Below are 22,875 nucleotides of genomic sequence, written 5' to 3'. Positions count from 1 at the left end.
TAGCATAGTATATAAAATGCGTTTGCCAGACTAGTATTGCTGTCTGAGTACTTTATGACATGTTATACAGTCTGTCTGATGTCTAATAAAGCCCTGCTATCATACAGGGCTCTGACTCAAAAGTATCCGTCATTATAGCACCCTTTATTATAGTTTACACTCGTTCACACAGTTTTTTATTATAACTATGTAACGCTCGTATATTGACTACATATACATGCCACCATTGACAGGAATAACAGCCCCTGTGATATAGCTGGCCTCATCGCTAGCCAAGAAATGTACCGCTGCAGCGATGTCTTCTGGCTGACCAAGACGACTGATAGGTACAGCATCTAACATAGAGTTCAATAAGCGCTCATCAAGCTCATCTGTCATATCCGTTTCGATCAAACCTGGTGCCACGCAGTTAATAGTCACTTGGCGTGACCCGATTTCACGTGCAAGCGTACGGCTAAACCCTTCTACACCTGCTTTAGTCGCAGCATAGTTAGATTGGCCTGCATTGCCCATTTGAGCAACGACAGAAGTGATATTAATAATACGACCGCGACGTGCTTTCATCATGCCGCGTACGGCACGTTTGCTCATACGATATATTGATGTCAAGTTGGTATCGATAACATTTTCCCAGTCATCATCTTTCATGCGCATCAATAGGCCATCTTGGGTAATACCTGCATTGTTGACCAATACTTGTACCGCGCCGTAAACGCTTTCAATCTCTTCAAACAACTTATCAATTTGAGCAGTGTCACGTACGTCTAAAACACGACCAATACCGCCAGTATCATGAAGATAATCGTCGATCAGCTCAGCGCCTTTCTCTGTGGTCGCGGTTCCAATGACAAAATGCCCTTCTTTGGCAAAGCGTTTGGCCACGGCCTTACCAATACCTCGGCTAGCACCAGTTACTAATGTAATCGTACGGCTCATGATAACACCTCCAATAATTTTTCTAGACGGGCAGGCTTGTCAGTAGGATAGCTTGCGATTGGCTGTGCCTGACGCTTCGCCAAATTGCTCAGTACATTACCACTGCCACATTCGATTAAGATATTAATTTGTTTATCAGCTAGCTCTTGCATGGTTTTTGACCATAGGACAGGTTCGCTTAACTGTTCGGTCAATGCTTGTTTGATACCTACCGCACTGGTTTCAACGCGCGCATGGCGATTTTGTATCACTGGAATGGTTGCTTGATCAAACTTAATATCCGCTAATATCTCAGCCAATGCATTGCTAGCAGGTTCCATAAGAGCGCAATGAGACGGTACGCTCACTTTTAAAGGAACAGATTTTTTGCCAGTGTTTTTGACTTTATCAACAACAGCGTTAACACCAGCAGCGTTACCCGAGATAACCACTTGTCCTGGACTATTAAAGTTGGCTGCACCAACTACGGCATCTTCAACGTGCTCGGTGGCTTGTTCACACAAGTTTTCGACTCGGTTATCTTCTAGTCCCAATACTGCAGCCATAGCAGTATCAACGCCTACAACGGCCTCTTGCATCAACTGGCCGCGCTTATGTACCAAAGTGACTGCATCACCCAGCGATATAACATTGGCAGCACACAGGGCACTGTACTCACCCAAAGAGTGACCAGCTAAATAACAAGGTGTCTCTTCTATTTTTTGTTGTAAGACACGCCAAATAGCAATGCTAGCTGTCAAAAGCGCAGGCTGAGTGTATTGAGTTTGATTGAGTTTTTCTTCGTCCTGACAGATTGCCCACAAATCCTCACCAAGCGCATCACTCGCTTCGGTAAATGTATCGCGTATCTCTGGATAGATTTCAGCAAGCTCACTCGTCATTGCGACTGCTTGAGATCCTTGACCAGGGAAGATGACTGCGATACGAGCGGGTTGCTTTTTTACCATATCGGGTACAGAAGCCATAACCAATATTCCTTATCTGATTAGAAATATCCCTAAAAACAATGGGGTGTATTATATTATTAGATGTTATACAAAGCCGCTACTTCAAGTATTTATGTAAGAAAACGGATTGTCAGTAAACTATACACTGACAAACGCTATTATCATAGCGGATGCAAACCAAACAGCAATAGTAACGCTGCCCAAATTAGAGGAGCAGATTATATCAGCACATTTTCAAATCTACCAAAAATAACAAGCAAATTGAGCAATGAGTCTAGCTACAAATGACAAAAAACCAAGTTATCCAGCCACATAATATATGATAGCGAAATAACTTGGCTTTTTTAGCTCAAAACTTATTGACTAATAACAATTAGACAAAAATAATAATAGTCACCAGCACTATTATTATCTTCGCCTAAGCTGTCATAGAGCCAATGTCTTAGGCGTCTTGGCTGACTTTGAACAGTTGACGACCACGGTAGAAACCATCTTTAGTCATGTGATGACGACGATGTTTTTCACCAGTAGTAGCATCTACGCTTAGTTCAGCAATTTCCATACGGTGATGTGAACGGCGCATGTCACGACGAGAACGGCTTTTACGACTTTTTTGAACAGCCATGATATAGCTCCTATACTTAAAAGGGATAAGCTTGAAATTCAGCTTAAGTCGATACTGACAGAGGCTATGTAATCATAACAACCTAAGTCTTAAGCATCATTAGTTAAATAGATTGCCACTCACATAAAACACTAACTAAGGCAGAATTTTATAAAAAATTTGTCCAGTTAGTTTTTGTCAGCAAGCAACAGGTTGCTCGAATGCAATAAACCGGACATTATACGCATGTTTATTAAATTAATAAAGCCCTGCCTCGCACTCTTCTGTACAAAGCTGATAAAAGGTTTTTAAATGCATCGAGTAGATAGTTTTGGTGCTTATAGTTTGCCTTTTAGCGAGGCTAAAGCAGCAAAAGGATTTTCGCTTTCCTCTTCTTCTGGTATCTCACCAAACTGCTCAACAGACATTTCACAGTCGTCATGCTTTGGCGCCATTGGCGTTTTGAGCAAGATCTCATCTTCTACCAACTTCTTAAATGGTAATAGACGCTCTGGAGATTGCTCGGTAACGATTTCATCTAGCAACAAATAGTCTTGCTCTTCATCAACCAAACGTACCTGACTATCATTTTCGAGTAACGCGATGTCATAATCATCAGACAAATCTATAGCGATTGGTTGCAAACAGCGCTGACAAGTTAACCAAACCTCACCAGTTAACGTAAAGGCTAGATGCAAGACGTTGTTGTGACGATACAAATTGGCATCGAGCTGTATGCTTGATTGTTCATGTTCAGTACTTAGAGTAGTAACAAGACGGTCAAACGAGTTTGGTTTTACCTCTCCTGACCATTCATAACCAGTGTCTGCCCATTTATCTAAGGAAATGTGCTCAGGCATGCCAGTAGATACAGGCGCTTTTTTATTGTCATTGTGCGATGCTGACGGTTTAGTTTCTGGAGTGTTTGACATGCGCGGCCTCATTGATCAAAACGGTGTATAATATTGCCTGCCATACTAACGGAAAGTACCATATTCTGCTAGCGCTAGTATGTTAAGATTTTTTGATAGTAAATTTGTTTAAGATCCTTTACTACTTACCTTTTTACCTAAAGTTTTTTGTCCTTAGTATCTATCAAGTCAATGTCTTCTCTATGAATCTATCCAATAATAAAATTGATTTTTCTGATTTACTTCCTACTGTTGTAGCAAGTTCGTTGCTTCAGCAGCTTACTAAATCAGGAAGCCAAACTAGAAGTATATCTGGTGGTAGACTATATTTTGATACAAATATAGATTTAACCGAGTGGAGAAATCAATGGCAAGAATTGTCTACTATTCAACCCAATAGTACTCACTCAACAGAATCGATAGTTGATAGCGAACGATTAGCTACCGATTGGCTGATACAGCTATTTAATACTTTGTTTTCTGATCAGCAAGTTATATTGGTTCGTAGCGATAATGAGCCTGAGTATTTTCCTGCTCAAGGTAATAAACCTGCGAGAATTGAATTTGCCCATGGATTTTTTGCAAGCGCGCTTCACGAAATGAGTCACTGGTGCGTAGCTGGTGTCGCTCGTAGGCAGCTGTCTGATTTTGGCTATTGGTATGCCCCAGATGGACGATCAGCGGCTCAACAACAAGCATTTGAGCGTGTAGAAATTAAACCTCAAGCATTGGAATGTTTGTTTACTTTGGCTTGTGGACGACACTTCCAAGTCTCACAGGATAACTTGTTTGCCGACTTCGATACTAGCAGTAGCACCTTCGCCAGTGATGTTTATCAACAGGTAGAAAGCTATATATCCAAACCTTATACTTTGCCACGTGACGCTAAGACTTTATTAACTGTATTACTTAACGTTTGTAAGACCTCTTCATCTGAAGCCAACGCTTAATTTGACTTACTTAGCTTCCTTACTTATTAACGATTTTCTACGGTTGGTAACGCCTTGCCACTAAATTCATACCTGCTTTAAGCTATACTGATAACTGAAGTGGTATTTTTTAAGATATTAATCTACTTCACTTATGAAGCAACTTTTCTAAAATATCCAGTGCTTGAATCACATCTAATCAATCAGGAAAAAACTTTGCTCAATTAAAAATCAATAATTATAAAATAAGGAACCACTATGGAAGTTTTCTATATTCATCCCGACAATCCGCAGCCACGTCTCATTGAGCAAGCCGCTAACCTATTACGCAAAGATCAATTAATCATTTACCCTACTGATACCAGTTACGCTTTTGGTTGTCGTTTGGGTGCAAAAGATGCTTTAGCTAAGCTGAAACAAATTCGTCAACTTGATGATAAACATCAATTTACACTACTTTGCCGCGACTTGAGCGAGATTGCCAACTACGCAACCGTTGACAATGTACAGTTCAAACAACTTAAGGCTCATACACCAGCACCAATTACTTTTATTCTTAATGCCACCAAAGACGTACCGAAAAAACTGGCGCATGCAAAGAAAAAAACTATTGGTATTCGTGTACCTAGCAACCCTATTGCTCAAGCATTATTAGAAGCAATGGATGAACCTATTTTGACCAGCTCTTTAATCTTGCCTGATCGAGACGATATCTTGGATGACCCATTTGAGATTGAAGATTTACTGGATAACCAAATTGATGGACTGATCAACGCAGGTATAAAAACAACCAAACTTACTACTATTGTAGATATGACTAGCAGTATTCCCGAGGTCATTAGACAAGGCGCAGCCAATGTAGATTCATTATTACTCTAAACAATTAATAATATAATTGGTCAAATTTAAGACAAAAAAAAGCTCCAATTCAATTGGAGCTTTTTTTTGAAATATGTCTTAAGTGCAAAATTAGTCGCGATCAACTAATTCAACATAAGCCATTGGCGCATTGTCACCATCACGGTAACCGCATTTTACGATACGCAAGTAACCACCTGGACGCGTCTGGTAACGAGGACCTAACGTGCCAAATAATTTGCCTACCATAGCTTTGCTACGCATACGGCTGAATGCTAAACGACGATTCGCAACGCTGTCTTCTTTAGCCATAGTGATCAATGGCTCAGCAACGCGACGTAGTTCTTTAGCTTTTGGTAAAGTTGTTTTGATCAGTTCATGCTCAAATAATGAGTTGGTCATGTTCTGAAACATTGCCTTACGATGACTGCCGGTACGACCCAGCTTGACTCCACTCTTACGATGGCGCATAGTCAAAAATCCTTAAAGTTTAACGGCTACGATAAGAAAAGCGATCATCAACACGTAAATCAGCTGGTGGCCAGTTATCTAGGCGCATACCGAGCTCTAAATCTTTAGACGCTAATACGTCCTTGATTTCTGTCAATGATTTCTTACCAAGATTTGGGGTTTTTAGAAGTTCAGTCTCTGAACGCTGTACCAAATCACCGATATAGTAAATGTTTTCAGCTTTCAAGCAGTTGGCTGAGCGAACCGTTAGTTCAAGATCGTCCACAGGGCGTAATAGCACCGGATCAACCTCTTCTTTCTCTTTCACAGGCTCAGGCGCTTCTTCAGCTTCTAGGTCAACAAAGATAGAAATCTGTTGTTGTAAAATAGTGGCTGCTTTACGAATTGCTTCTTCTGGATCTATAGTGCCATTAGTTTCAAGCTCAATGATAAGACGATCAAGATCAGTACGCTGCTCTACACGAGCGTTCTCAACCTGATAAGCAACACGAAGCACAGGACTAAAACTTGCATCAAGTTTTAAACGTCCAATTGCTTTAGTATCACCATCTTCACGGCGCTGGTTTGCTGGCTCATATCCACGACCCATCACTACACGCAAACGCATCTTAAGATGACCACGATCGCTCAATGTACCCAAGACCAATTCTGGATTGATGATGTCAACATTGTGCGGCAACGCGATGTCTGCAGCAGTAATAGTGCCTGGACCTTGTTTATCCAAGGTCAAAAATACTTCATTTTGGTCATGAAGCGTAATTGCTAAGCCTTTTAGGTTCAAAAGCAAATCAAGTACGTCTTCTTGCAGACCTTCAAGCGTTGAGTATTCATGGTCAACACCATCAATCTCAGCTTCAATGACTGCAGCACCAGGTAATGAAGATAACAAGATGCGACGCAGAGCATTACCTAGGGTATGCCCAAAGCCGCGTTCTAACGGTTCGAGCGTGACTTTCGCAATCGTTTCGTTAACCGTATCCACATTAATGGCATTCGGCGTTAGAAACTCAGTTGCATTTAGCATCATGATGTCACCTCGATTTATTAAACTGGTTTAATTAACGTTAATTGCTCAATGCTATATTCATAACATTGAGCGTTACGTCATTACTTAGAGTATAGCTCAACGATCAAGCTTTCATTGATTTCAGCAGGTAGATCAATACGATCAGGCGCATGTTTAAACGTGCCTTGTAATTTGCTGTGGTCAACATCAAGCCATTCTGGAATACCACGTTGTGTCGCTAATTCGATAGCGTTTTTAATACGTAGCTGTTCGCGAGATTTCTCTTGGATAGCGATGACATCACCATCTTGAAGCTGAATTGAAGGAATGTTCACGCGAACAAACTCATCACGACCAGCTTTTTTTACCATAATAGTACGATGACTAACTAGCTGACGTGCTTCTGCGCGAGTTGAGCCAAAGCCCATGCGATATACAACGTTATCTAGACGGCTCTCAAGCATTGCTAGTAGGTTTTCACCAGTAGCACCACGCTTACGAGCAGCTTCTTTATAGTAGTTAGCGAATTGACGCTCTAGTACACCATAAATACGCTTAACTTTTTGCTTTTCACGCAACTGTAGAGCGTATTCTGAGGTCTTGTTACGGCTTACGCCATGCTGACCTGGTGGACGACCAGCTTTTTTCGTTTTTACGTCATACGGTTTAACGCCAGACTTAAGGCCTAAATCCGTACCTTCACGACGTGATAATTTCAGTTTTGGTCCAATATAGCGGGCCATTGTTATGTCTCCTATAAGCTTTTAATATAAAAAGCTTCGTCTTTAATATTAGACGCGGCGCTTTTTCGGCGCACGGCAACCATTGTGTGGGATTGGGGTTACATCAGAGATGCTGTTAACTTTATAACCCAATGCACCTAGTGCTCTTACCGCAGACTCACGACCCGGTCCTGGTCCTTTGACCAAAACATCGATATTCTTAACACCATATTCTTGGGCCGCTTTACCAGCGACTTCAGCTGCAACCTGAGCTGCAAATGGTGTAGATTTACGTGAACCACGGAAGCCTTGTCCACCTGAAGTGGCCCAAGCCAATGCATTACCTTGACGATCGGTAATCGTAACAATGGTGTTATTAAAAGACGCATGGATATGGGCAATGCCCTCCGATACTGAACGACGAGTCACCTTTTTGCGACTACGAGTGTCTTTTGCCATCTTTTAGCTTCCTAAGTTAATTATCTTTTGAGAGGGCGTGTCGGACCCTTACGAGTACGAGCGTTGTTCTTGGTGTTCTGACCTCTAACTGGTAGGTTACGACGATGACGGATGCCACGGTAACAACCAAGATCAACTAAACGCTTGATGTTCATTGAAACTTCACGACGAAGATCACCTTCAGTCATATAGTTTGCAACTTGTGCACGGATAGCATCTAACTGTGTATCATCTAACTGACTAACTTTAGTAGTAGGGGCAATATCAACTGCTTCTAAGATTTTCTGAGCAGTAGTACGACCTACACCAAAGATGTAAGTTAGTGAAATAACAGCATGCTTATTATCCGGAATGTTTACGCCGGCAATACGAGCCATTGATTTCTCTCCATTAAAGAAAAATAAGCGTTATCTAGCGATAAGGCTTTACTCTTCAGATTTGTTGCTGTTAATACTAGAGCTTTTATAACCAGTCTCGATGTTGTGACTATAAGTCTGCTCATCGATTCTATTATAAAAGATTTTGTATAAACACGGCAAGTGGCGGATGATATCGCATCCGCCGTTATTTTTCAAGTATTAATTTAATTAGCAATGAAACCTAATGGTTTTCTAATACTAAATATTAACCTTGACGTTGCTTGTGGCGAGGTTCTGCTGTACAAATAATATGTACACGGCCTTTACGGCGCACAACTTTACAGCTACCACAAATCTTTTTAACTGATGCTTGAACTTTCATAGCATGCTCCTTGAAATATCGTACCGCTCATTTAAGGTTGAGTGGGCGATTGAATTAACGTCTGATCATGATATTGATGGGTCATCAAATGCGCTTGAATCTGCGAGATGAAATCCATTACCACAACCACCATAATCAGTAAAGACGTACCACCGAGTTGAAACGGCACACCGAACGATGACTGGACGACCATTGGCATTAAACAAATAACCGTCATATACATCGCGCCAATAAAGGTCAGTCGGTTTAATACATGATCGAGGTAACGCTGAGTTTGTTGTCCTGGGCGAATACCTGGGATATACGCACCACTACGTTTAAGGTTTTCTGCTACTTCACGCGGGCTAAATACCAATGCCGTATAAAAATAACAGAAGAAGATAATCATTGCGCCAAACAGTACCAAATATAGCGGTTGCCCCGGAGACAATACCAATGCCATATTTTGAAGTATTTTTTGTACTAAAGTAGGATCGGTCGATTGACCAACCCACTGCCCTAAACTTGCGGGAAACAACAATAGAGAGCTTGCAAAAATAGCTGGGATGACCCCTGCCATATTTAGCTTAAGCGGCAAATGTGACTGCTGCTGAGCATAAATTTTGCGACCTTGTTGCTGTTTTTGCGCGTAGTTAACAGGAACACGGCGCTGGGCACGTTCAATATAAACGATACCTGCAGTAACCGCGATACCTAGCAGTACAAAAATAAATAGCACAATCAAGTTCATCTGACCTTGATTGACCTGTTCGATAGATTGCGAAATCATACCTGGCGTACCAGCCACAATACTCGCAAAAATGAGCATTGAAATACCATTACCTACGCCACGTTCTGTAATCTGCTCACCGAGCCACATTAAGAACATTGCGCCTGCTACCAAAGAAGTAACAGCTGGAATATAAAAAGTAAGACCAGTAGATAAAGTAAGATTTTGACTGATTAAGCCGGCACACATTCCTAATGACTGTACTAGTGCTAAAGCAAGCGTTCCCTGGCGGGTATACTTGTTTAGCTTGCGTCGTCCCGCTTCACCTTCTTTTTTGAGGGCTTCAAGCGATGGCACTACTGCAGACATCATCTGTACGATAATTGATGCTGAGATATATGGCATAATGCCAAGTGCCATGATAGACATACGCTCTAGTGCACCACCTGAGAACATATTAAACATGCTCAAAATGGTATTTTCGTTGCGCGAAAACAGATCAGCCAAATTAACTGGGTTAATACCCGGAACTGGAATATGTGACCCTAAACGATAAACAATCAATGCGCCGATTAAGAATAATAAACGCGTCCACAGCTCATCATACTTACGTATAAATGCGAATGGATTAAGCGGTATACCAGCCGATGACATTGATTGTTTTGACACGTTACTACTCCTCGATGCTACCACCAGCAGCTTCGATAGCTTGCTTAGCACCTTTAGTCACTTTAATACCTTTAAAAGTATAAGCTTTAGTAACTTCGCCTGATAGCATTACACGAGCACGTGTCATATCGTGACGAATAAGGTTAGCAGCTTTAAGTGTTTCAAGGCTAACTACATCACCTTCAACTTTATTCAGTTCAGAAAGACGTACTTCTGCAGTCTTCATAGCCAGTTTACTGGTAAAACCAAATTTTGGTAGACGACGATATAAAGGCATTTGACCACCTTCAAATCCTGAGCGTACGCTAGAACCTGAACGAGATTTCTGACCTTTTACACCACGACCACCAGTCTTACCAAGACCTGAACCGATACCACGACCACGACGTTGGGCAGTTTTTTTCGCGCCAACACCTGGTGATAATTCATTTAATCTAAGACCCATTACGCTTCCTCCACTTTTACCATGTAGTTAACGCGATTTACCATACCACGAGTCGAAGGAGTATCTTCTACTACTACAGTATGATTAATACGGCGTAAACCCAATCCTTTCAAGCTCGCTTTGTGGCTCTTTAGGCGATGGGCACCCGATTTAAATTGAGTGACTTTCATTTTTTTCATCGTAACTCACCTAGTCTAAGTTAACCCAAGATTTCGTCTACAGATTTACCACGTTTAGCTGCCATCTTTTCTGGAGTTGACATATCACGTAAACCGTTAAACGTTGCACGAACAACGTTAGCAGTATTGGTAGAACCATAACATTTAGTCAAAACATCTTTGACACCAGCAACTTCCAATACAGCACGCATTGCGCCACCAGCGATAACGCCAGTACCTTCAGATGCAGGTTGCATGTAGACTTTACTAGCACCATGACGTGCTTTGATCGGATGATGCAAAGTTGCATCATTTAGCTCAACAGTAATCATATTACGTTTGGCAGCTTCTAGTGCTTTCTGGATAGCAGCTGGCACTTCACGTGCTTTACCGCGACCAAAACCTACACGACCGTTGCCATCACCCACTACAGTCAATGCAGTGAAAGAGAAAATACGACCACCTTTAACAACTTTCGCTACGCGATCAACGGTAACTAAGCGTTCTACTAGACCGTCAGTCTGTTCATGTTTATCATTTTTATCATTTCTAGCCATGATTAAAACTCCAATCCGTTTTCGCGAGCAGCTTCTGCTAAAGCTTTAACTCGACCATGATATTTAAAACCACTACGGTCAAAGGCAACTTTAGTAATGCCAGCTGCTTTTGCGCGTTCTGCGATCATTTGGCCTACAGACGTTGCTGAATCAGCATTACCAGTCGCGCCTGAACGCAAGCTGCTGTCTAAGGTAGATGCCTGAGCAATCACTTCACCACCATTTGGAGAGATAATCTGGGCATAAATATGTTTTGACGTGCGGTTAACCGTTAAGCGATGAACGCCTAAGAAACGGATATGTGCGCGTGTTTTCTTAGCTCGACGCAGACGAGCTGCTTTTTTATCAAACATTTCAACTCACCTTATTTTTTCTTAGCTTCTTTGCGAATCACATGCTCGTCACTATAACGAATACCTTTACCTTTATATGGCTCAGGTGGGCGGAAACCACGGATGTTAGCCGCTGCTTGACCAAGCTGCTGTTTATTGTTTGATTTTAAAACAATTTCAGTTTGCGTTGGGGTTTCAGCTGATACACCTTCAGGTAACGTATATTCTACTGGATGAGAGTAACCAACATTCAAGGTCACTTTGCTACCAGTAACTTGCGCGCGATAACCAACACCAATCAATTGAAGACGTTTTTCAAAGCCTTCGTTTACGCCAGTAACATAGTTGTTAACAAGAGCGCGCATGGTGCCAGTGTGCATCATAGCTTCTTTTGAATCGACTGTAGGTGAGAAAATGATAGCATCATCTTCCTGTTTCAGCTCGACCAATTCATGCAGGCGTAAAGACATAGTACCATTCTTGCCTTTAACTTCGACCTGCCGATCGTTCAAAGTAACGCTTACGCCGTTTGGCAGCGTCACTGGGGCTTTAGCCACACGAGACATAGGAATATTCCTTAAAAAATTTAACTTCTTTATATTAGCGAAAAAACTAACAGGCTAAAAAGCCTGCTAGTTTAGCATAGTTGTTCTCATTAAGCATCATTCAATTTTATTAACATCAAATACTTAGATCCTAAAGCTATACTGATTAATCATAAATTGGTATAACTTTAGGGAGAAACAAATAGACTTTATCGTCATATTACCTGAAGCAATAAATGCAAATTAGGCAACAAATGCAACGATTTCACCACCGATACCAGCAGCGCGTGCAGCACGATCGCTCATGATACCTTGGCTAGTAGATACGATAGCAACACCCATACCTTGCTTAACAGTAGGGATAGCGTCTTTACCGCGGAACTGGCGTAAACCAGGACGGCTATAACGTTGGATAGTTTCGATGACAGCACGGCCTTCGAAATATTTCAATTCAATAGTAAGGGTTGCTTTGTTGTTTTCTTCTTCAGCAACAACAGCGCTAGCCACATAACCTTCGCTAACTAGCAAATCAGCAATTGATTTACGTAATTTAGAGCTCGGCATTGCTACCGATACTTTGTTAGCCATTTGTGCGTTACGAATACGGGTTAGCATATCCCCAACGGTATCTTGCATACTCATATAGTTACTCCTTACCAGCTTGCTTTACGAACACCAGGCACATCGCCTTGCATGACACGCTCACGCAGCATATTGCGTGATAAGCCAAACTTGCGGAAGTAACCATGAGGACGACCGGTGATAGCACAACGATTACGCAGACGTACTGGTGATGAATTACGTGGAAGAGCTTGTAGCTCTAACATCGCTTCCATACGAGCTTCGTCACTTGCAGTCATATCACTGATAGTTTCTTTTAGCTTGATACGCTTTTCAGCATATTTAGCAACCATTTTTTCGCGCTTTAATTCGCGGTTAATCATGCTCTTCTTTGCCATAACGTCTTTACCTTATTTAAATGGGAAGCCGAATGCTTTAAGCAACGCACGACCTTCTTCATCAGATTGAGCTGACGTGGTGATTGTCACATCCATACCACGGATACGGTCAATCTTGTCAAAATCTACTTCTGGGAATACGATTTGTTCTTTAATACCCAATGAGTAGTTACCACGTCCGTCAAAGGCTTTAGGTGAAAAACCGCGGAAATCACGAATACGAGGAATTGCAATGGCAACGAGACGATCTAAAAATTCGTACATTTGCTCACCGCGTAGCGTTACTTTACAGCCAATTGGCCATTCTTCACGAATTTTGAAGCCAGCAACAGATTTACGCGCTTTTGTGACTACAGGTTTCTGACCAGCAATTGCAGTCATATCAGCTACAGCACCTTCAAGCAATTTCTTGTCCTGAGACGCGCCGCCTACACCCATATTAAGTGTGATTTTAGTGATTTTAGGCACTTGCATCACGTTGTTCAAACCAAGCTCTTCTTTGATTTGCTGTTTCAATTTATCGTTATATAAAGATTTTAATCTTGCCATTACCATTACACCCTTAGTGTCTTACGCAGTCGCCACTACTTCACCGTTTGAACGATAGACGCGTTGTTTCTTGCCGTCTTCGTCAAACTGATAAGTAATACGGTCTGCTTTTTGGGTTTGCGCATTTAAGATTGCGACATTTGAGATATGCAGAAAAGCTTCTTGCTTAACGATGCCACCTTCAACGCCAGTAGCCTGATTTGGCTTCTGATGTTTAGTAACAATATTAACGCCTTCAACTTTAATACGATCGTTTTTTACAGCTTGTACAGTACCTTGTTTGCCTTTGTCTTTCCCAGCAATCACGATAACTGTATCGCCTTTACGTAATTTTGACATGGATTACCTCACAATACTTCTGGTGCTAGTGATACAATTTTCATAAACTGATCACCACGTAGTTCACGAGTTACCGGTCCAAAAATACGAGTTGCAATCGGCGCTTTGTTTTGGTTCAACAATACCGCAGCATTGTCATCAAAACGTAACACAGAACCATCAGGACGACGAACGCCTTTCTTGGTACGTACAACTACTGCATTCATCACGTCGCCTTTTTTAACACGACCACGAGGAATGGCTTCTTTAACCGTTACTTTAATAATGTCGCCAACTGATGCATAACGACGATGAGAACCACCCAGTACTTTAATGCACTGAACTCGCCTTGCACCGCTATTGTCTGCAACTTCCAGCATTGACTCAACCTGAATCATAGCGTTACTCCACACGTATGAGCAATAAAAACCAGTTGCTGCCGCTAGCACAGTATGAGTAGACGGCATTTTGATATAAATAACCGCCACTTACTCTTAATGTGAGTGATATACGCTCGGCGCAATCAGCATCCCTAAAAAGGCGGCTATTTTAACAGCTTCTGGCTTTTAATGCAATTTACTTAGATTTTTTCTACTTTTTCAACCACATCGACTAAAGTCCAAGACTTAGTTTTTGAGATTGGACGCGTTTCTTTGATGCGGACAAGGTCGCCTTGTTGGCAAACATTATTCTCATCATGTGCTTTGATTTTCGTAGAACGACGAAGCTGTTTGCCATACAAAGGATGACGAACCAGACGCTCAATCAAAACTGTGATGGACTTGTCCATCTTGTCGCTGACAACTCGTCCTGTCAATACGCTAGCATTGGTAGCTGTTTGATTGTTATCGCTCATGAGTCGCCTCGTTGTTTCTCGTTAATCAAAGTCTGAAGCTGGGCAATCGTGCGACGATTGGCTCTAACTTCATGGGTATTACCCAACTGACCAGTTGCTTTAGCCATACGAATACGGAAAGCATCAAGTTGCTTTTCATCAAGTAACTGGGTCAGTTCTTCTAATGATTTATCACGTAATTCACTGATCTTCATTACATTATCGTCCGCTTAACAATGGTAGTTTTAAAGGGCAATTTTGCTGCAGCGAGCGTTAAAGCATCACGAGCAAGCTCTTCAGATACCCCTTCAATTTCATATAGCACTTTACCAGGTTTGATTTCGCATACCCAATATTCAACAGGACCTTTACCTTTACCCATACGTACTTCTAATGGTTTGTTGGTAATTGGCTTGTCTGGGAATACACGAATCCAAATCTTACCGCCACGCTTAATTTTACGAGTGATGGTACGACGTGCTGCTTCGATTTGACGAGCTGTCATACGACCACGCGTCAAAGATTTTAGACCAATTTGTCCGAATGCAACGGTGCTTCCACGATGAGCTAGCCCAGTGTTACGACCTTTGTGCATTTTACGAAACTTGGTACGTTTTGGCTGTAACATAGTTTAACCTCTGTCTGAGTTTCGACGGTTTCCACGACCACGGCGTTTTGGCGCACGAGTCTGCTCTTCTTTGACGGGATTATATACGCTGTTCATACCGTCAAGGATTTCGCCACGGAAAATCCAAACTTTAACACCGATGGTGCCGTAAGTTGTCTCTGCACGAATTGACGAATAGTCAATATCAGCACGGAGTGTATGCAATGGCACACGACCTTCACGGTACCATTCGCTACGAGCAATCTCAGCACCGCCTAGACGGCCAGACAGCTCAACCTTGATACCTTTAGCGCCAGAACGCATGCTGTTCTGTACAGCGCGTTTCATCGCACGACGGAACATAACACGACGCTCAAGCTGGCTACCAATACCGTCTGCTACCAAACGTGCATCAAGATCAGGTGACGTGATTTCTTCAATGTTGACCTGAGCAGGTACGCCCATAATTTTAGTCAATTCTTTTTGAAGTCTTTCGATATCTTCGCCTTTCTTACCGATAACAATACCAGGGCGCGCAGTAGCGATGGTAATTTTAGCAGCGCCAGTAGGACGCTCGATCATGATGTTGCTGATCATAGCGTTATCTAGCTTTTTGCGTAGATATTCACGAACTTGAATGTCGTTGATTAGGTATTCTGAGTATTGTTTAGGGTTAGCATACCAGTTTGCGTTATGCTTTTTTACAACACCAAGACGAATTCCGATTGGATGTACTTTTTGACCCATAACTTATTCTCCTACCTTTATAGTGATGTGACAAGTACGCTTGCTGATACGATCAGCACGGCCTTTGGCACGTGGTAGGATACGTTTTAGCGTGATGCCTTCATCAACATAGATAGTAGCGACTTTTAGGTCGTCAATATCTAAGCCGTGATTATGTTCGGCATTAGCGATGGCTGAGTTAAGACATTTCTTAACAAACACAGCGCCTTTTTTATTGCTATACGTTAGGATATCCAAAGCACGCTCAATAGATTTGCCACGAACTTCATCAGCAACGAGTCTAACTTTTTGTGCCGATATGGCGGCACCGCGTAATTTTGCAGTTACTTCCATGGTAAGCACCTTATCTCTTAGCTTTTTTGTCAATGCCGTGACCACGATACGTACGAGTCGGGGCAAATTCACCTAGTTTATGACCAACCATCTGCTCGCTCACGATAACCGGTACATGAGTACGGCCGTTGTGAACAGATAAAGTTAGGCCAACCATTTGTGGCAGAATCATCGAGCGGCGCGACCAAGTCTTAATTGGCTTGCGTGAGTTGGTGTCTAATGCATTCTCAACTTTAGCAAATAAGTGCGCGTCTATGAATGGACCTTTTTTCAATGAACGAGGCATGAAATTCTTCCTTTATTTCTTCTTGGCGCGACGGCGGATGATCATATTGTCAGTACGCTTATTACTACGCGTTTTAAGTCCTTTAGACTTCTGACCCCAAGGGCTGGTTGGATGGCGACCTTTGTTACGACCTTCACCACCACCGTGTGGGTGATCAACCGGGTTCATAGCGACACCACGAACAGAAGGACGAACACCACGCCAACGTGAAGCACCGGCTTTACCAAGTGATTTCAAGTTGTTTTCAGTGTTAGAAACTTCACCGATAACAGCACGGCAATTTACGTGTACACGGCGAGTTTCGCCAGAACGCATACGTAAAATAGCATATACACCGTCACGACCTAGTAACTGAACGCTAGCACCCGCAGAACGAGCCATCTGTGCACCTTTACCGATTTTAAGCTCGATATTGTGAATCACAGTACCCAATGGGATGTTTTTTAGCGGTAAGCAGTTACCTGGACGAATTGGAGAAGTCTCGCCTGACATTACTGTATCGCCAACTACTTGTTTCTTAGCAGCAATAATATAACGACGTTCGCCATCAGCATACTTAAGTAGAGCAATATGAGCAGTACGGTTAGGATCGTATTCAATACGCTCTACCGTTGCTGGGATATTGTCTTTAGTACGTTTGAAATCGATAACGCGATAATGTTGCTTATGACCACCGCCAATGTGACGAGTAGTAATGCGGCCATTATTATTACGACCACCTGACTTGCTTTTTGATTCTAGAAGCGCTGCATACGGACGACCTTTATAAAGGTGTGGATGCACTACTTTTTCAACAAAACGACGGCCTGGTGATGTTGGCTTTGCTCTTACGATAGGCATGAGTGTAATCCTTATTCGTTATTCGCTGTTTCACTAGTAGAATCAGTAGTATTCGCTACGTCTTCACCAGCATCAGCCATTTGTACATCTTGACCAGCTTTTAAGGTAACATAGGCTTTTTTGTAGTCGTTACGACGGCCGATGCTTTTACCAAAACGCTTTGTCTTACCTTTAACATTCAAAGTGTTTACTTTAGTAACTTCAACACCTTCAAACATCAACTCAACTGCTTTTTTGACTTCAAGCTTAGTAGCATTAGAATCAATTTTAAATACCTGCACACCAAGTGAGTCGCCAAGCATTTGAGATTTTTCTGAGAATACAGGCCCTCTTAAGACCTGATAAAGTCTTGCGTTATTCATGCTAGTGCTTCCTCAAATTGTTTCGCAGCTTCAACTGACATGATCACTTTATCAAATGCGATCAAGCTCACTGGGTCCACTTCGTTTGTACCAAGTACATTGACATGTGGAATGTTGCGAGCAGCTAAGTATAAGTTTTCTTCAACTTCTTTAGTAACGATAAGCGCACGAGGTGCATTCAAATCATTCAACTTAGCAATCAGTTCTTTGGTTTTCGGCCCAGAAACGCTCAACTCTTCTACCAAAATCAAACGCTCTTGACGAATCAATTCTGCTAGGATGCACTGCATCGCACCGCGATACATTTTACGGTTTACTTTCTGTGACCAATCTTGTGGTTTTGCAGCGAATGCGCGACCACCTGAACGCCAGATTGGGCTACGAATAGAACCCGCACGAGCGCGACCAGTACCTTTTTGGCGCCATGGCTTAATACCACCGCCAGAAACTTCGGCACGTGTTTTTTGTGCGCGTGTACCTTGGCGAGCACCAGCTAAATAAGCGGTGACGACTTGATGCACTAGTGCTTCGTTGAATTCACGACCAAATGCCGTATCAGAAAGCTCAACCGCCGCACCTGTAACTGTTTTTAAATCCACGTTAATCCCCTTGCTTAGGCTTTGACTGACGGACGTACGATAACATCGCCACCGGTGGCACCTGGGATAGCACCCTTGATGACAAGTAACCCTTTTTCGGCATCAACCGAAATCACTTCTAGGCCTTGAACGGTAACACGTTTGTTACCCATCTGACCCGCCATCTTTTTGCCCTTGAATACTTTACCTGGTGACTGGTTTTGACCAGTTGAACCATGCGCACGATGAGACACTGAGTTACCATGAGTAGCATCTTGCATACTAAAGTTGTGACGCTTAACAGGACCCTGGAAACCTTTACCTTTACTGTTTCCTGTCACATCAACAATCTGACCTTGTTCGAACAAGTCAGCTAGAATCTCGCCACCAATCTCACGACCTTCAAGATCGCTTTCGTTAGCACGGAATTCCCAAACACCACGGCCAGCTTTAACGCCAGCTTTAGCGAAGTGACCCTTTTGTGCAGCTGTTACACGGCTGTCACGACGAGTACCTGTGGTAATTTGGATGGCTTGATAACCATCTACATCAGTATTTTTTACTTGAGTAATGCGGTTTGCATCGACCTCAACAACTGTTACAGGGATAGATGCGCCTGTTTCAGTGAAGACACGGGTCATGCCGCACTTTTTACCGACTAAACCGATCGCCATTTTAGACCTCTTTATATCTTATATTAATGGGTTGGGTGTTTAATGTGCATTAACCCAAAGCAATTTGAACGTCAACACCCGCCGCTAAATCTAATTTCATTAGCGCATCCACAGTTTTGTCAGTTGGCTGAACGATATCAACCATACGCTTATGAGTACGGATTTCGTACTGGTCACGAGCGTCTTTGTTAACGTGTGGTGAGGTTAGAACGTTGAAGCGCTCAATGCGAGTCGGCAACGGTACAGGACCACAAACTTGCGCACCGGTGCGCTTTGCAGTATCAACAATCTCTTGTGCAGATTGATCAATCAGACGATGATCAAAAGACTTAAGACGGATACGGATTCTCTGGTTAGCCATGCCAGCAAGCTCCTAATATGTGCTTTCGCCATTCTTGCGTCGCAAGACTATGATCAAAAGCAGTTTGGTTAAATATTCACTTAAAGCGGCCTTCTGTTCTTAACCAGAATGAGTTCTTTATCCGAACTTATAGCGTGCCAAAAGCAAAATAGTTTAAAGCCCCGCCGACCCTCCTATATATTGGAAAGCAGCAAAGGCATAATGAAATAGTGCTAGAAACGATGCTCTAGCTGTCATAGCGCCAGCCTTTCTAGTCAGCTGCGCATATATAATTCAGTGGGGTATATTATACATAGTATTTTAGGTATTGCAAGAGCAATCTCCAGTGTGATTAAAGACACTCACTTTTAGATTGACCTCCAATCACATTAACGCTTTTATCGAAAATTATTATTTATTTTAAATAAAATCAATCTAAAACAATATCATACTGTTCTTGGGTATATAGGTTCTCTACATCAAAAGTAATCACTCTACCTAGCAGATACTCTAGATCGGCTACCGTATCTGACTCTGAAGTAAGTAGTAAATCAATGACTGCCGCATGAGCCACTACCGTGAACTTTTTGGGTGAATTATAAGTGCGAGCACAACGCATGATTTCTCGGAAAATCTCAAAACAAACTGTCTCCGCCGTTTTGACGAACCCGCGACCTTGACAAGTTGAGCACGGTTCACAAAGCTGCTGACCTAAAGACTCACGCGTGCGCTTACGTGTCATCTCTACTAATCCAAGTTCGCTAACTTGCGTAATCTTAGTTTTTGCGTAGTCTTGGGTCAACTGTGCTTGCAAGCTCTCTAATACGTCGTCTTTATGCTGTTGTTCTAGCATATCGATAAAGTCTAAAATAATAATGCCGCCTAGATTGCGTAGGCGCAGCTGACGGGCAATAGCATGTGTGGCTTCTAGGTTGGTTTTATAGACCGTATCCTCTAATGAGCGACCACCTACAAAAGACCCTGTATTAACATCAATCGTAGTCATTGCTTCTGTCTGGTCAATGATCAGATAACCACCAGATTTTAGATCGACACGGCGCTTTAGTGCATCACGTAAGTCGTCCTCGACACGGTGTACATCAAACAACGATTGCTCTGCGGTATAATGCACGATTCGATCATAGACAAAAGGAACAAACTCTTTGGCAAAATATTTTACTTGTTCATAGGTTTGCGTATTATCAATAATGACCTTTTCGGTATCAGCGTGAACCAAATCACGTATAGAGCGTAATGGTAGCGACAGCTCTTGGTAGATCAGCTCCGAGCTCTGATGATGATTAATCTCTTGGCGACGAGCACAGATAGTACGCCACAGCTGCAAGAGATAATAGATGTCCTCTTCTAACTTATTGACAGGGACGCGCTCTGCGGCAGTACGGGCAATAAGACCACCCTTTAAGTTAACAGTTTGCATCAGGCTACTAAGTTCTGTCTTTAATCGGGTACGCTCTTCATCACCGTCGATCCGCTGTGAGATACCAATATGATCACTCGATGGTAAATATACTAGATAACGTGATGGCAAGGAAATATTAGTCGTCAGACGAGCCCCTTTGCTACCCAACTGGTCTTTGGTTACTTGTACCAGAATGCGCTGGCTTTCATGCAGACGATGCTGAATCAATGTTTTGGACGCTGGTACTATCTCTGTACTTTGCGCACTAACAATAGGCGGTGTCACAGCCAAGCTGTCAGCAGCGGCGTTGGTAGTCGCGTCGTCCTCATTGATCTCGTGCTTGGTAATTTTAGCCGCTTTGTTTTTTTCTACAATTGGGCGTGGTTCACGCTGCATATCATTGACATGTAGAAATGCGGTCCGCGATTGGCCAATATCTACAAAGGCTGCCTGCATACCAGGCAAAACACGTACGACCGTCCCCAGATAGATATTGCCGACCAACCCCAATTTATGATGTCGTTCAATATAAATCTCGCCCAAAATACCATTGTCTAAAACCGCAACACGCGACTCCATTGGACTAATATTAATCAGCAGCTCTTCGGACATAGTTTTTTCTCTTATCTCTCAGCTTTTTTATCAGACGGTCATCGCCTATTAGATTGACAGTGTAACAAATGCGACTTGCTCTTGCCCATTACCCTACCGTGTCATTATGTGCACATCCCAATATTACGAGTTGACAGTGTCGACACTACTTTTTGTCATCTTTTTGATTAGTGCCAATGTTTGCGCTAATGGCAGACCAACAACACTGGTATAACTGCCATTGATGCGACTGACCCAAGCTGCACCCAACCCTTGGATGCCATACCCTCCTGCTTTATCAGTTGGCTCACCACTATCCCAATAGTCGCTCATCATCTGTGTCGTCAGTGGTATAAAAGTCACTTCCGTACGCTCAGTAATTCGCTGTTGGTTGATAATTTGGAAAGGCGTTATAGTTTTTGATGTACTTGGTTCTGCTATAGGTGATAGCTGTACTTGCGTCGCTTGAACTGCCGTCCATACTTCATGGACATTATCAGACATGTGCTGCCACATGCTATATGCATGCTCGCGATCGACGGGCTTTACCAATACTGTTTTACCATCTGACAGCACGCCAATGGTATCAGAAGTCAAAATAATAAACGGTGACGTCAGACTATCGTGATCCGCTTGAGACGTCTCACTTAGTTTCTGTATTGCAGCATCAGCTTTGGTTGCTACCATGCGTTCAATATATTCTGCTGGAGACTCGTTATCCAATGGCGTTTCATCGATATCTACACTTAAGATAGTAAAGTCTAACTGTGCTCTTTCCAGTAACTCACGACGACGCGGAGAGCCCGACGCTAAAATGATATCCATCGTTATTCTCTTCAATTATAAATTTAAGATGTGTCATACAGTATGACTATCAGACAAGCCGTTAATCTGAACAGCAGCTATAATGATTGATCATTAACGCGAAAACTTGCGCAAAGCAAACAGCACGAGCGGCCAGCTAAGAATACTCATTAATAGTGACAAAGAGGACTGCGCGACAAAGACGCCTTGAATAAACATCTGTAGTATCCATAGCGTCAACTGGAAGACAATCAACCCCAGACTGGCAATCAACCATGCGCTAATCGTGTTCAACCGCCTCACATAGATACTGGTAATTTTGATAACCAATGCGACAACCACAGCGGCAAAAGCTTGCTGTCCTAAATGTGTATCCATCAGTAAGTCAGCAATCAGACCAACTGTAAATGCAGTAAAAATACCAACATAACGTGGTTGAAATAACAACCAATAAATCAACACCATGATCATTACCATAGGACGCAGTGTTGCCATGCTAGGACTTAATGGATAGACATTGAGTGATGAGGCCACAATAAAACTCAGAACAATCACAACTATCAATAGTACCGTTGAGTTCTCAGAGTCAGGATACGACATGGGTACTTACCTTAGCGAGTGTTTGATGATTGC

37 protein-coding genes are annotated in these 22,875 nt (G+C 42.5%); 2 read left to right on the top strand and 35 right to left on the bottom strand.

What is annotated here, in order from left to right:
* Positions 1-207 precede the first annotated feature (207 nt).
* The 4 genes from fabG to ACT3QR_RS11085 all read right to left on the bottom strand — a co-directional run bounded on the left by fabG (position 208) and on the right by ACT3QR_RS11085 (position 3,419).
* A complete protein-coding gene (fabG, locus tag ACT3QR_RS11100) occupies positions 208-936 on the bottom strand; it encodes a 3-oxoacyl-ACP reductase FabG (protein ID WP_444521386.1) in 729 nt (242 codons plus the stop codon).
* Positions 933-1,901, bottom strand: a complete 969-nt coding sequence (gene fabD, locus ACT3QR_RS11095; protein WP_444521385.1) for an ACP S-malonyltransferase — start codon at positions 1,899-1,901, stop codon at positions 933-935. Before fabD ends, fabG begins: the two co-directional genes overlap by 4 nt.
* Before the next feature lie 424 nt (positions 1,902-2,325).
* Entirely contained in the window at positions 2,326-2,508 is a 183-nt protein-coding gene (gene rpmF / locus ACT3QR_RS11090) for a 50S ribosomal protein L32 (RefSeq protein WP_057758809.1), read from the bottom strand.
* A 317-nt stretch (positions 2,509-2,825) separates the two neighbouring features.
* Positions 2,826-3,419, bottom strand: coding sequence for a YceD family protein (locus ACT3QR_RS11085; RefSeq protein ID WP_444521384.1), 594 nt, complete (start codon positions 3,417-3,419; stop codon positions 2,826-2,828).
* A gap of 182 nt (positions 3,420-3,601) precedes the next feature.
* Here ACT3QR_RS11085 and ACT3QR_RS11080 point away from each other — a divergent pair, with 182 nt between their 5' ends.
* Together ACT3QR_RS11080 and ACT3QR_RS11075 are read left to right on the top strand one after the other, a co-directional pair.
* Complete coding sequence (locus tag ACT3QR_RS11080; protein ID WP_444521383.1) at positions 3,602-4,348, top strand: elongation factor P hydroxylase; 747 nt, start codon at positions 3,602-3,604, stop codon at positions 4,346-4,348.
* Between the two features lie 237 nt (positions 4,349-4,585).
* Entirely contained in the window at positions 4,586-5,206 is a 621-nt protein-coding gene (locus ACT3QR_RS11075; protein WP_444521382.1) for an L-threonylcarbamoyladenylate synthase, read from the top strand.
* Positions 5,207-5,296: 90 nt separating this feature from the next.
* Here the strand turns inward: ACT3QR_RS11075 and rplQ are convergent, their stop codons facing one another.
* The 31 genes from rplQ to mreD all read right to left on the bottom strand — a co-directional run bounded on the left by rplQ (position 5,297) and on the right by mreD (position 22,842).
* The gene (gene rplQ, locus ACT3QR_RS11070) at positions 5,297-5,656 is read right to left on the bottom strand and encodes a 50S ribosomal protein L17 (RefSeq protein WP_021813387.1); all 360 of its coding nucleotides are present in this window, start codon (positions 5,654-5,656) and stop codon (positions 5,297-5,299) included.
* Positions 5,657-5,675: 19 nt separating this feature from the next.
* On the bottom strand, positions 5,676-6,683 hold the full coding sequence (locus tag ACT3QR_RS11065; RefSeq protein ID WP_021813386.1) for a DNA-directed RNA polymerase subunit alpha: 1,008 nt from the start codon (positions 6,681-6,683) through the stop codon (positions 5,676-5,678).
* A gap of 80 nt (positions 6,684-6,763) precedes the next feature.
* A complete protein-coding gene (gene rpsD, locus ACT3QR_RS11060; protein ID WP_444521381.1) occupies positions 6,764-7,405 on the bottom strand; it encodes a 30S ribosomal protein S4 in 642 nt (213 codons plus the stop codon).
* Positions 7,406-7,453: 48 nt separating this feature from the next.
* Positions 7,454-7,843 (bottom strand): 30S ribosomal protein S11, encoded by a 390-nt coding sequence (gene rpsK / locus ACT3QR_RS11055; RefSeq protein ID WP_045454458.1) that lies wholly within the window; start codon positions 7,841-7,843, stop codon positions 7,454-7,456.
* Between the two features lie 20 nt (positions 7,844-7,863).
* On the bottom strand, positions 7,864-8,220 hold the full coding sequence (gene rpsM / locus ACT3QR_RS11050; RefSeq protein ID WP_444521380.1) for a 30S ribosomal protein S13: 357 nt from the start codon (positions 8,218-8,220) through the stop codon (positions 7,864-7,866).
* A gap of 247 nt (positions 8,221-8,467) precedes the next feature.
* Entirely contained in the window at positions 8,468-8,584 is a 117-nt protein-coding gene (gene rpmJ, locus ACT3QR_RS11045) for a 50S ribosomal protein L36 (RefSeq protein ID WP_010196721.1), read from the bottom strand.
* Positions 8,585-8,615: 31 nt separating this feature from the next.
* Positions 8,616-9,947 carry a preprotein translocase subunit SecY gene (gene secY / locus ACT3QR_RS11040; protein WP_444521395.1) on the bottom strand — a complete coding sequence of 444 codons (1,332 nt, stop codon included), beginning with the start codon at positions 9,945-9,947 and terminating at the stop codon, positions 8,616-8,618.
* 19 nt (positions 9,948-9,966) lie between these two features.
* A complete protein-coding gene (gene rplO, locus ACT3QR_RS11035; RefSeq protein ID WP_444521379.1) occupies positions 9,967-10,407 on the bottom strand; it encodes a 50S ribosomal protein L15 in 441 nt (146 codons plus the stop codon).
* Positions 10,407-10,586: a 50S ribosomal protein L30 gene (gene rpmD, locus ACT3QR_RS11030; protein ID WP_057758718.1), complete on the bottom strand. Its 180-nt coding sequence runs from the start codon at positions 10,584-10,586 to the stop codon at positions 10,407-10,409. Before rpmD ends, rplO begins: the two co-directional genes overlap by 1 nt.
* Positions 10,587-10,606: 20 nt before the next feature.
* Positions 10,607-11,122, bottom strand: coding sequence for a 30S ribosomal protein S5 (rpsE, locus tag ACT3QR_RS11025; RefSeq protein ID WP_444521378.1), 516 nt, complete (start codon positions 11,120-11,122; stop codon positions 10,607-10,609).
* 2 nt (positions 11,123-11,124) lie between these two features.
* Positions 11,125-11,475, bottom strand: coding sequence for a 50S ribosomal protein L18 (rplR, locus tag ACT3QR_RS11020; protein ID WP_057758713.1), 351 nt, complete (start codon positions 11,473-11,475; stop codon positions 11,125-11,127).
* A gap of 11 nt (positions 11,476-11,486) precedes the next feature.
* Positions 11,487-12,020 carry a 50S ribosomal protein L6 gene (rplF, locus tag ACT3QR_RS11015; RefSeq protein WP_444521377.1) on the bottom strand — a complete coding sequence of 178 codons (534 nt, stop codon included), beginning with the start codon at positions 12,018-12,020 and terminating at the stop codon, positions 11,487-11,489.
* A gap of 222 nt (positions 12,021-12,242) precedes the next feature.
* Positions 12,243-12,641: a 30S ribosomal protein S8 gene (gene rpsH, locus ACT3QR_RS11010; RefSeq protein ID WP_101204864.1), complete on the bottom strand. Its 399-nt coding sequence runs from the start codon at positions 12,639-12,641 to the stop codon at positions 12,243-12,245.
* Between the two features lie 11 nt (positions 12,642-12,652).
* Positions 12,653-12,958, bottom strand: coding sequence for a 30S ribosomal protein S14 (rpsN, locus tag ACT3QR_RS11005; RefSeq protein WP_193006033.1), 306 nt, complete (start codon positions 12,956-12,958; stop codon positions 12,653-12,655).
* A 12-nt stretch (positions 12,959-12,970) separates the two neighbouring features.
* Positions 12,971-13,507 carry a 50S ribosomal protein L5 gene (gene rplE / locus ACT3QR_RS11000; RefSeq protein WP_444521376.1) on the bottom strand — a complete coding sequence of 179 codons (537 nt, stop codon included), beginning with the start codon at positions 13,505-13,507 and terminating at the stop codon, positions 12,971-12,973.
* 21 nt (positions 13,508-13,528) lie between these two features.
* Positions 13,529-13,846 (bottom strand): 50S ribosomal protein L24, encoded by a 318-nt coding sequence (gene rplX / locus ACT3QR_RS10995; protein ID WP_444521375.1) that lies wholly within the window; start codon positions 13,844-13,846, stop codon positions 13,529-13,531.
* An 8-nt stretch (positions 13,847-13,854) separates the two neighbouring features.
* The gene (rplN, locus tag ACT3QR_RS10990; RefSeq protein ID WP_010196702.1) at positions 13,855-14,223 is read right to left on the bottom strand and encodes a 50S ribosomal protein L14; all 369 of its coding nucleotides are present in this window, start codon (positions 14,221-14,223) and stop codon (positions 13,855-13,857) included.
* Positions 14,224-14,405: 182 nt separating this feature from the next.
* A complete protein-coding gene (gene rpsQ, locus ACT3QR_RS10985; RefSeq protein ID WP_021813375.1) occupies positions 14,406-14,681 on the bottom strand; it encodes a 30S ribosomal protein S17 in 276 nt (91 codons plus the stop codon).
* Positions 14,678-14,875: a 50S ribosomal protein L29 gene (gene rpmC / locus ACT3QR_RS10980; RefSeq protein WP_025644397.1), complete on the bottom strand. Its 198-nt coding sequence runs from the start codon at positions 14,873-14,875 to the stop codon at positions 14,678-14,680. The genes rpsQ and rpmC overlap by 4 nt, the downstream gene beginning before the upstream one ends.
* Positions 14,875-15,288, bottom strand: a complete 414-nt coding sequence (rplP, locus tag ACT3QR_RS10975) for a 50S ribosomal protein L16 (protein ID WP_025644399.1) — start codon at positions 15,286-15,288, stop codon at positions 14,875-14,877. Before rplP ends, rpmC begins: the two co-directional genes overlap by 1 nt.
* A 3-nt stretch (positions 15,289-15,291) precedes the next feature.
* Entirely contained in the window at positions 15,292-16,014 is a 723-nt protein-coding gene (gene rpsC / locus ACT3QR_RS10970) for a 30S ribosomal protein S3 (RefSeq protein ID WP_057758704.1), read from the bottom strand.
* Between the two features lie 3 nt (positions 16,015-16,017).
* Positions 16,018-16,347 (bottom strand): 50S ribosomal protein L22, encoded by a 330-nt coding sequence (rplV, locus tag ACT3QR_RS10965; protein ID WP_021813373.1) that lies wholly within the window; start codon positions 16,345-16,347, stop codon positions 16,018-16,020.
* 10 nt (positions 16,348-16,357) lie between these two features.
* On the bottom strand, positions 16,358-16,633 hold the full coding sequence (gene rpsS, locus ACT3QR_RS10960) for a 30S ribosomal protein S19 (RefSeq protein WP_010196682.1): 276 nt from the start codon (positions 16,631-16,633) through the stop codon (positions 16,358-16,360).
* Positions 16,634-16,645: 12 nt separating this feature from the next.
* Positions 16,646-17,473 carry a 50S ribosomal protein L2 gene (rplB, locus tag ACT3QR_RS10955; RefSeq protein ID WP_444521374.1) on the bottom strand — a complete coding sequence of 276 codons (828 nt, stop codon included), beginning with the start codon at positions 17,471-17,473 and terminating at the stop codon, positions 16,646-16,648.
* Positions 17,474-17,484: 11 nt separating this feature from the next.
* Entirely contained in the window at positions 17,485-17,835 is a 351-nt protein-coding gene (rplW, locus tag ACT3QR_RS10950) for a 50S ribosomal protein L23 (protein WP_444521373.1), read from the bottom strand.
* Positions 17,832-18,434 carry a 50S ribosomal protein L4 gene (rplD, locus tag ACT3QR_RS10945; protein ID WP_444521372.1) on the bottom strand — a complete coding sequence of 201 codons (603 nt, stop codon included), beginning with the start codon at positions 18,432-18,434 and terminating at the stop codon, positions 17,832-17,834. Before rplD ends, rplW begins: the two co-directional genes overlap by 4 nt.
* A gap of 14 nt (positions 18,435-18,448) precedes the next feature.
* Positions 18,449-19,087, bottom strand: a complete 639-nt coding sequence (gene rplC, locus ACT3QR_RS10940; protein WP_444521371.1) for a 50S ribosomal protein L3 — start codon at positions 19,085-19,087, stop codon at positions 18,449-18,451.
* Between the two features lie 49 nt (positions 19,088-19,136).
* Positions 19,137-19,448, bottom strand: a complete 312-nt coding sequence (gene rpsJ, locus ACT3QR_RS10935) for a 30S ribosomal protein S10 (protein WP_010196670.1) — start codon at positions 19,446-19,448, stop codon at positions 19,137-19,139.
* Positions 19,449-19,857: 409 nt separating this feature from the next.
* The gene (locus tag ACT3QR_RS10930; protein ID WP_444521370.1) at positions 19,858-21,459 is read right to left on the bottom strand and encodes an Rne/Rng family ribonuclease; all 1,602 of its coding nucleotides are present in this window, start codon (positions 21,457-21,459) and stop codon (positions 19,858-19,860) included.
* Positions 21,460-21,582: 123 nt separating this feature from the next.
* Complete coding sequence (locus ACT3QR_RS10925; protein ID WP_444521369.1) at positions 21,583-22,263, bottom strand: Maf family protein; 681 nt, start codon at positions 22,261-22,263, stop codon at positions 21,583-21,585.
* 93 nt (positions 22,264-22,356) lie between these two features.
* The gene (gene mreD / locus ACT3QR_RS10920) at positions 22,357-22,842 is read right to left on the bottom strand and encodes a rod shape-determining protein MreD (RefSeq protein WP_444521368.1); all 486 of its coding nucleotides are present in this window, start codon (positions 22,840-22,842) and stop codon (positions 22,357-22,359) included.
* Positions 22,843-22,875 lie beyond the last annotated feature (33 nt).

The organism is Psychrobacter sp. AOP7-B1-25, from assembly GCF_052376195.1.
In the GTDB taxonomy this organism is placed as follows: domain Bacteria; phylum Pseudomonadota; class Gammaproteobacteria; order Pseudomonadales; family Moraxellaceae; genus Psychrobacter.
The sequence above is the reverse complement of the archived record's forward strand: the minus strand, read 5'-3'. Positions and strand labels throughout refer to the sequence as shown.

What these genes read in the sequence shown, in the direction of transcription:
- fabG (WP_444521386.1), bottom strand. Translation starts at nt 936, where the DNA reads ATGAGCCGTACGATTACATTAGTAACTGGTGCTAGCCGAGGTATTGGT.
- fabD (WP_444521385.1), bottom strand. Translation starts at nt 1,901, where the DNA reads ATGGCTTCTGTACCCGATATGGTAAAAAAGCAACCCGCTCGTATCGCA.
- rpmF (WP_057758809.1), bottom strand. Translation starts at nt 2,508, where the DNA reads ATGGCTGTTCAAAAAAGTCGTAAAAGCCGTTCTCGTCGTGACATGCGC.
- ACT3QR_RS11085 (WP_444521384.1), bottom strand. Translation starts at nt 3,419, where the DNA reads ATGTCAAACACTCCAGAAACTAAACCGTCAGCATCGCACAATGACAAT.
- ACT3QR_RS11080 (WP_444521383.1), top strand. Translation starts at nt 3,602, where the DNA reads ATGAATCTATCCAATAATAAAATTGATTTTTCTGATTTACTTCCTACT.
- ACT3QR_RS11075 (WP_444521382.1), top strand. Translation starts at nt 4,586, where the DNA reads ATGGAAGTTTTCTATATTCATCCCGACAATCCGCAGCCACGTCTCATT.
- rplQ (WP_021813387.1), bottom strand. Translation starts at nt 5,656, where the DNA reads ATGCGCCATCGTAAGAGTGGAGTCAAGCTGGGTCGTACCGGCAGTCAT.
- ACT3QR_RS11065 (WP_021813386.1), bottom strand. Translation starts at nt 6,683, where the DNA reads ATGATGCTAAATGCAACTGAGTTTCTAACGCCGAATGCCATTAATGTG.
- rpsD (WP_444521381.1), bottom strand. Translation starts at nt 7,405, where the DNA reads ATGGCCCGCTATATTGGACCAAAACTGAAATTATCACGTCGTGAAGGT.
- rpsK (WP_045454458.1), bottom strand. Translation starts at nt 7,843, where the DNA reads ATGGCAAAAGACACTCGTAGTCGCAAAAAGGTGACTCGTCGTTCAGTA.
- rpsM (WP_444521380.1), bottom strand. Translation starts at nt 8,220, where the DNA reads ATGGCTCGTATTGCCGGCGTAAACATTCCGGATAATAAGCATGCTGTT.
- rpmJ (WP_010196721.1), bottom strand. Translation starts at nt 8,584, where the DNA reads ATGAAAGTTCAAGCATCAGTTAAAAAGATTTGTGGTAGCTGTAAAGTT.
- secY (WP_444521395.1), bottom strand. Translation starts at nt 9,947, where the DNA reads ATGTCATCGGCTGGTATACCGCTTAATCCATTCGCATTTATACGTAAG.
- rplO (WP_444521379.1), bottom strand. Translation starts at nt 10,407, where the DNA reads ATGGGTCTTAGATTAAATGAATTATCACCAGGTGTTGGCGCGAAAAAA.
- rpmD (WP_057758718.1), bottom strand. Translation starts at nt 10,586, where the DNA reads ATGAAAAAAATGAAAGTCACTCAATTTAAATCGGGTGCCCATCGCCTA.
- rpsE (WP_444521378.1), bottom strand. Translation starts at nt 11,122, where the DNA reads ATGGCTAGAAATGATAAAAATGATAAACATGAACAGACTGACGGTCTA.
- rplR (WP_057758713.1), bottom strand. Translation starts at nt 11,475, where the DNA reads ATGTTTGATAAAAAAGCAGCTCGTCTGCGTCGAGCTAAGAAAACACGC.
- rplF (WP_444521377.1), bottom strand. Translation starts at nt 12,020, where the DNA reads ATGTCTCGTGTGGCTAAAGCCCCAGTGACGCTGCCAAACGGCGTAAGC.
- rpsH (WP_101204864.1), bottom strand. Translation starts at nt 12,641, where the DNA reads ATGAGTATGCAAGATACCGTTGGGGATATGCTAACCCGTATTCGTAAC.
- rpsN (WP_193006033.1), bottom strand. Translation starts at nt 12,958, where the DNA reads ATGGCAAAGAAGAGCATGATTAACCGCGAATTAAAGCGCGAAAAAATG.
- rplE (WP_444521376.1), bottom strand. Translation starts at nt 13,507, where the DNA reads ATGGCAAGATTAAAATCTTTATATAACGATAAATTGAAACAGCAAATC.
- rplX (WP_444521375.1), bottom strand. Translation starts at nt 13,846, where the DNA reads ATGTCAAAATTACGTAAAGGCGATACAGTTATCGTGATTGCTGGGAAA.
- rplN (WP_010196702.1), bottom strand. Translation starts at nt 14,223, where the DNA reads ATGATTCAGGTTGAGTCAATGCTGGAAGTTGCAGACAATAGCGGTGCA.
- rpsQ (WP_021813375.1), bottom strand. Translation starts at nt 14,681, where the DNA reads ATGAGCGATAACAATCAAACAGCTACCAATGCTAGCGTATTGACAGGA.
- rpmC (WP_025644397.1), bottom strand. Translation starts at nt 14,875, where the DNA reads ATGAAGATCAGTGAATTACGTGATAAATCATTAGAAGAACTGACCCAG.
- rplP (WP_025644399.1), bottom strand. Translation starts at nt 15,288, where the DNA reads ATGTTACAGCCAAAACGTACCAAGTTTCGTAAAATGCACAAAGGTCGT.
- rpsC (WP_057758704.1), bottom strand. Translation starts at nt 16,014, where the DNA reads ATGGGTCAAAAAGTACATCCAATCGGAATTCGTCTTGGTGTTGTAAAA.
- rplV (WP_021813373.1), bottom strand. Translation starts at nt 16,347, where the DNA reads ATGGAAGTAACTGCAAAATTACGCGGTGCCGCCATATCGGCACAAAAA.
- rpsS (WP_010196682.1), bottom strand. Translation starts at nt 16,633, where the DNA reads ATGCCTCGTTCATTGAAAAAAGGTCCATTCATAGACGCGCACTTATTT.
- rplB (WP_444521374.1), bottom strand. Translation starts at nt 17,473, where the DNA reads ATGCCTATCGTAAGAGCAAAGCCAACATCACCAGGCCGTCGTTTTGTT.
- rplW (WP_444521373.1), bottom strand. Translation starts at nt 17,835, where the DNA reads ATGAATAACGCAAGACTTTATCAGGTCTTAAGAGGGCCTGTATTCTCA.
- rplC (WP_444521371.1), bottom strand. Translation starts at nt 19,087, where the DNA reads ATGGCGATCGGTTTAGTCGGTAAAAAGTGCGGCATGACCCGTGTCTTC.
- rpsJ (WP_010196670.1), bottom strand. Translation starts at nt 19,448, where the DNA reads ATGGCTAACCAGAGAATCCGTATCCGTCTTAAGTCTTTTGATCATCGT.
- ACT3QR_RS10930 (WP_444521370.1), bottom strand. Translation starts at nt 21,459, where the DNA reads ATGTCCGAAGAGCTGCTGATTAATATTAGTCCAATGGAGTCGCGTGTT.
- ACT3QR_RS10925 (WP_444521369.1), bottom strand. Translation starts at nt 22,263, where the DNA reads ATGGATATCATTTTAGCGTCGGGCTCTCCGCGTCGTCGTGAGTTACTG.
- mreD (WP_444521368.1), bottom strand. Translation starts at nt 22,842, where the DNA reads ATGTCGTATCCTGACTCTGAGAACTCAACGGTACTATTGATAGTTGTG.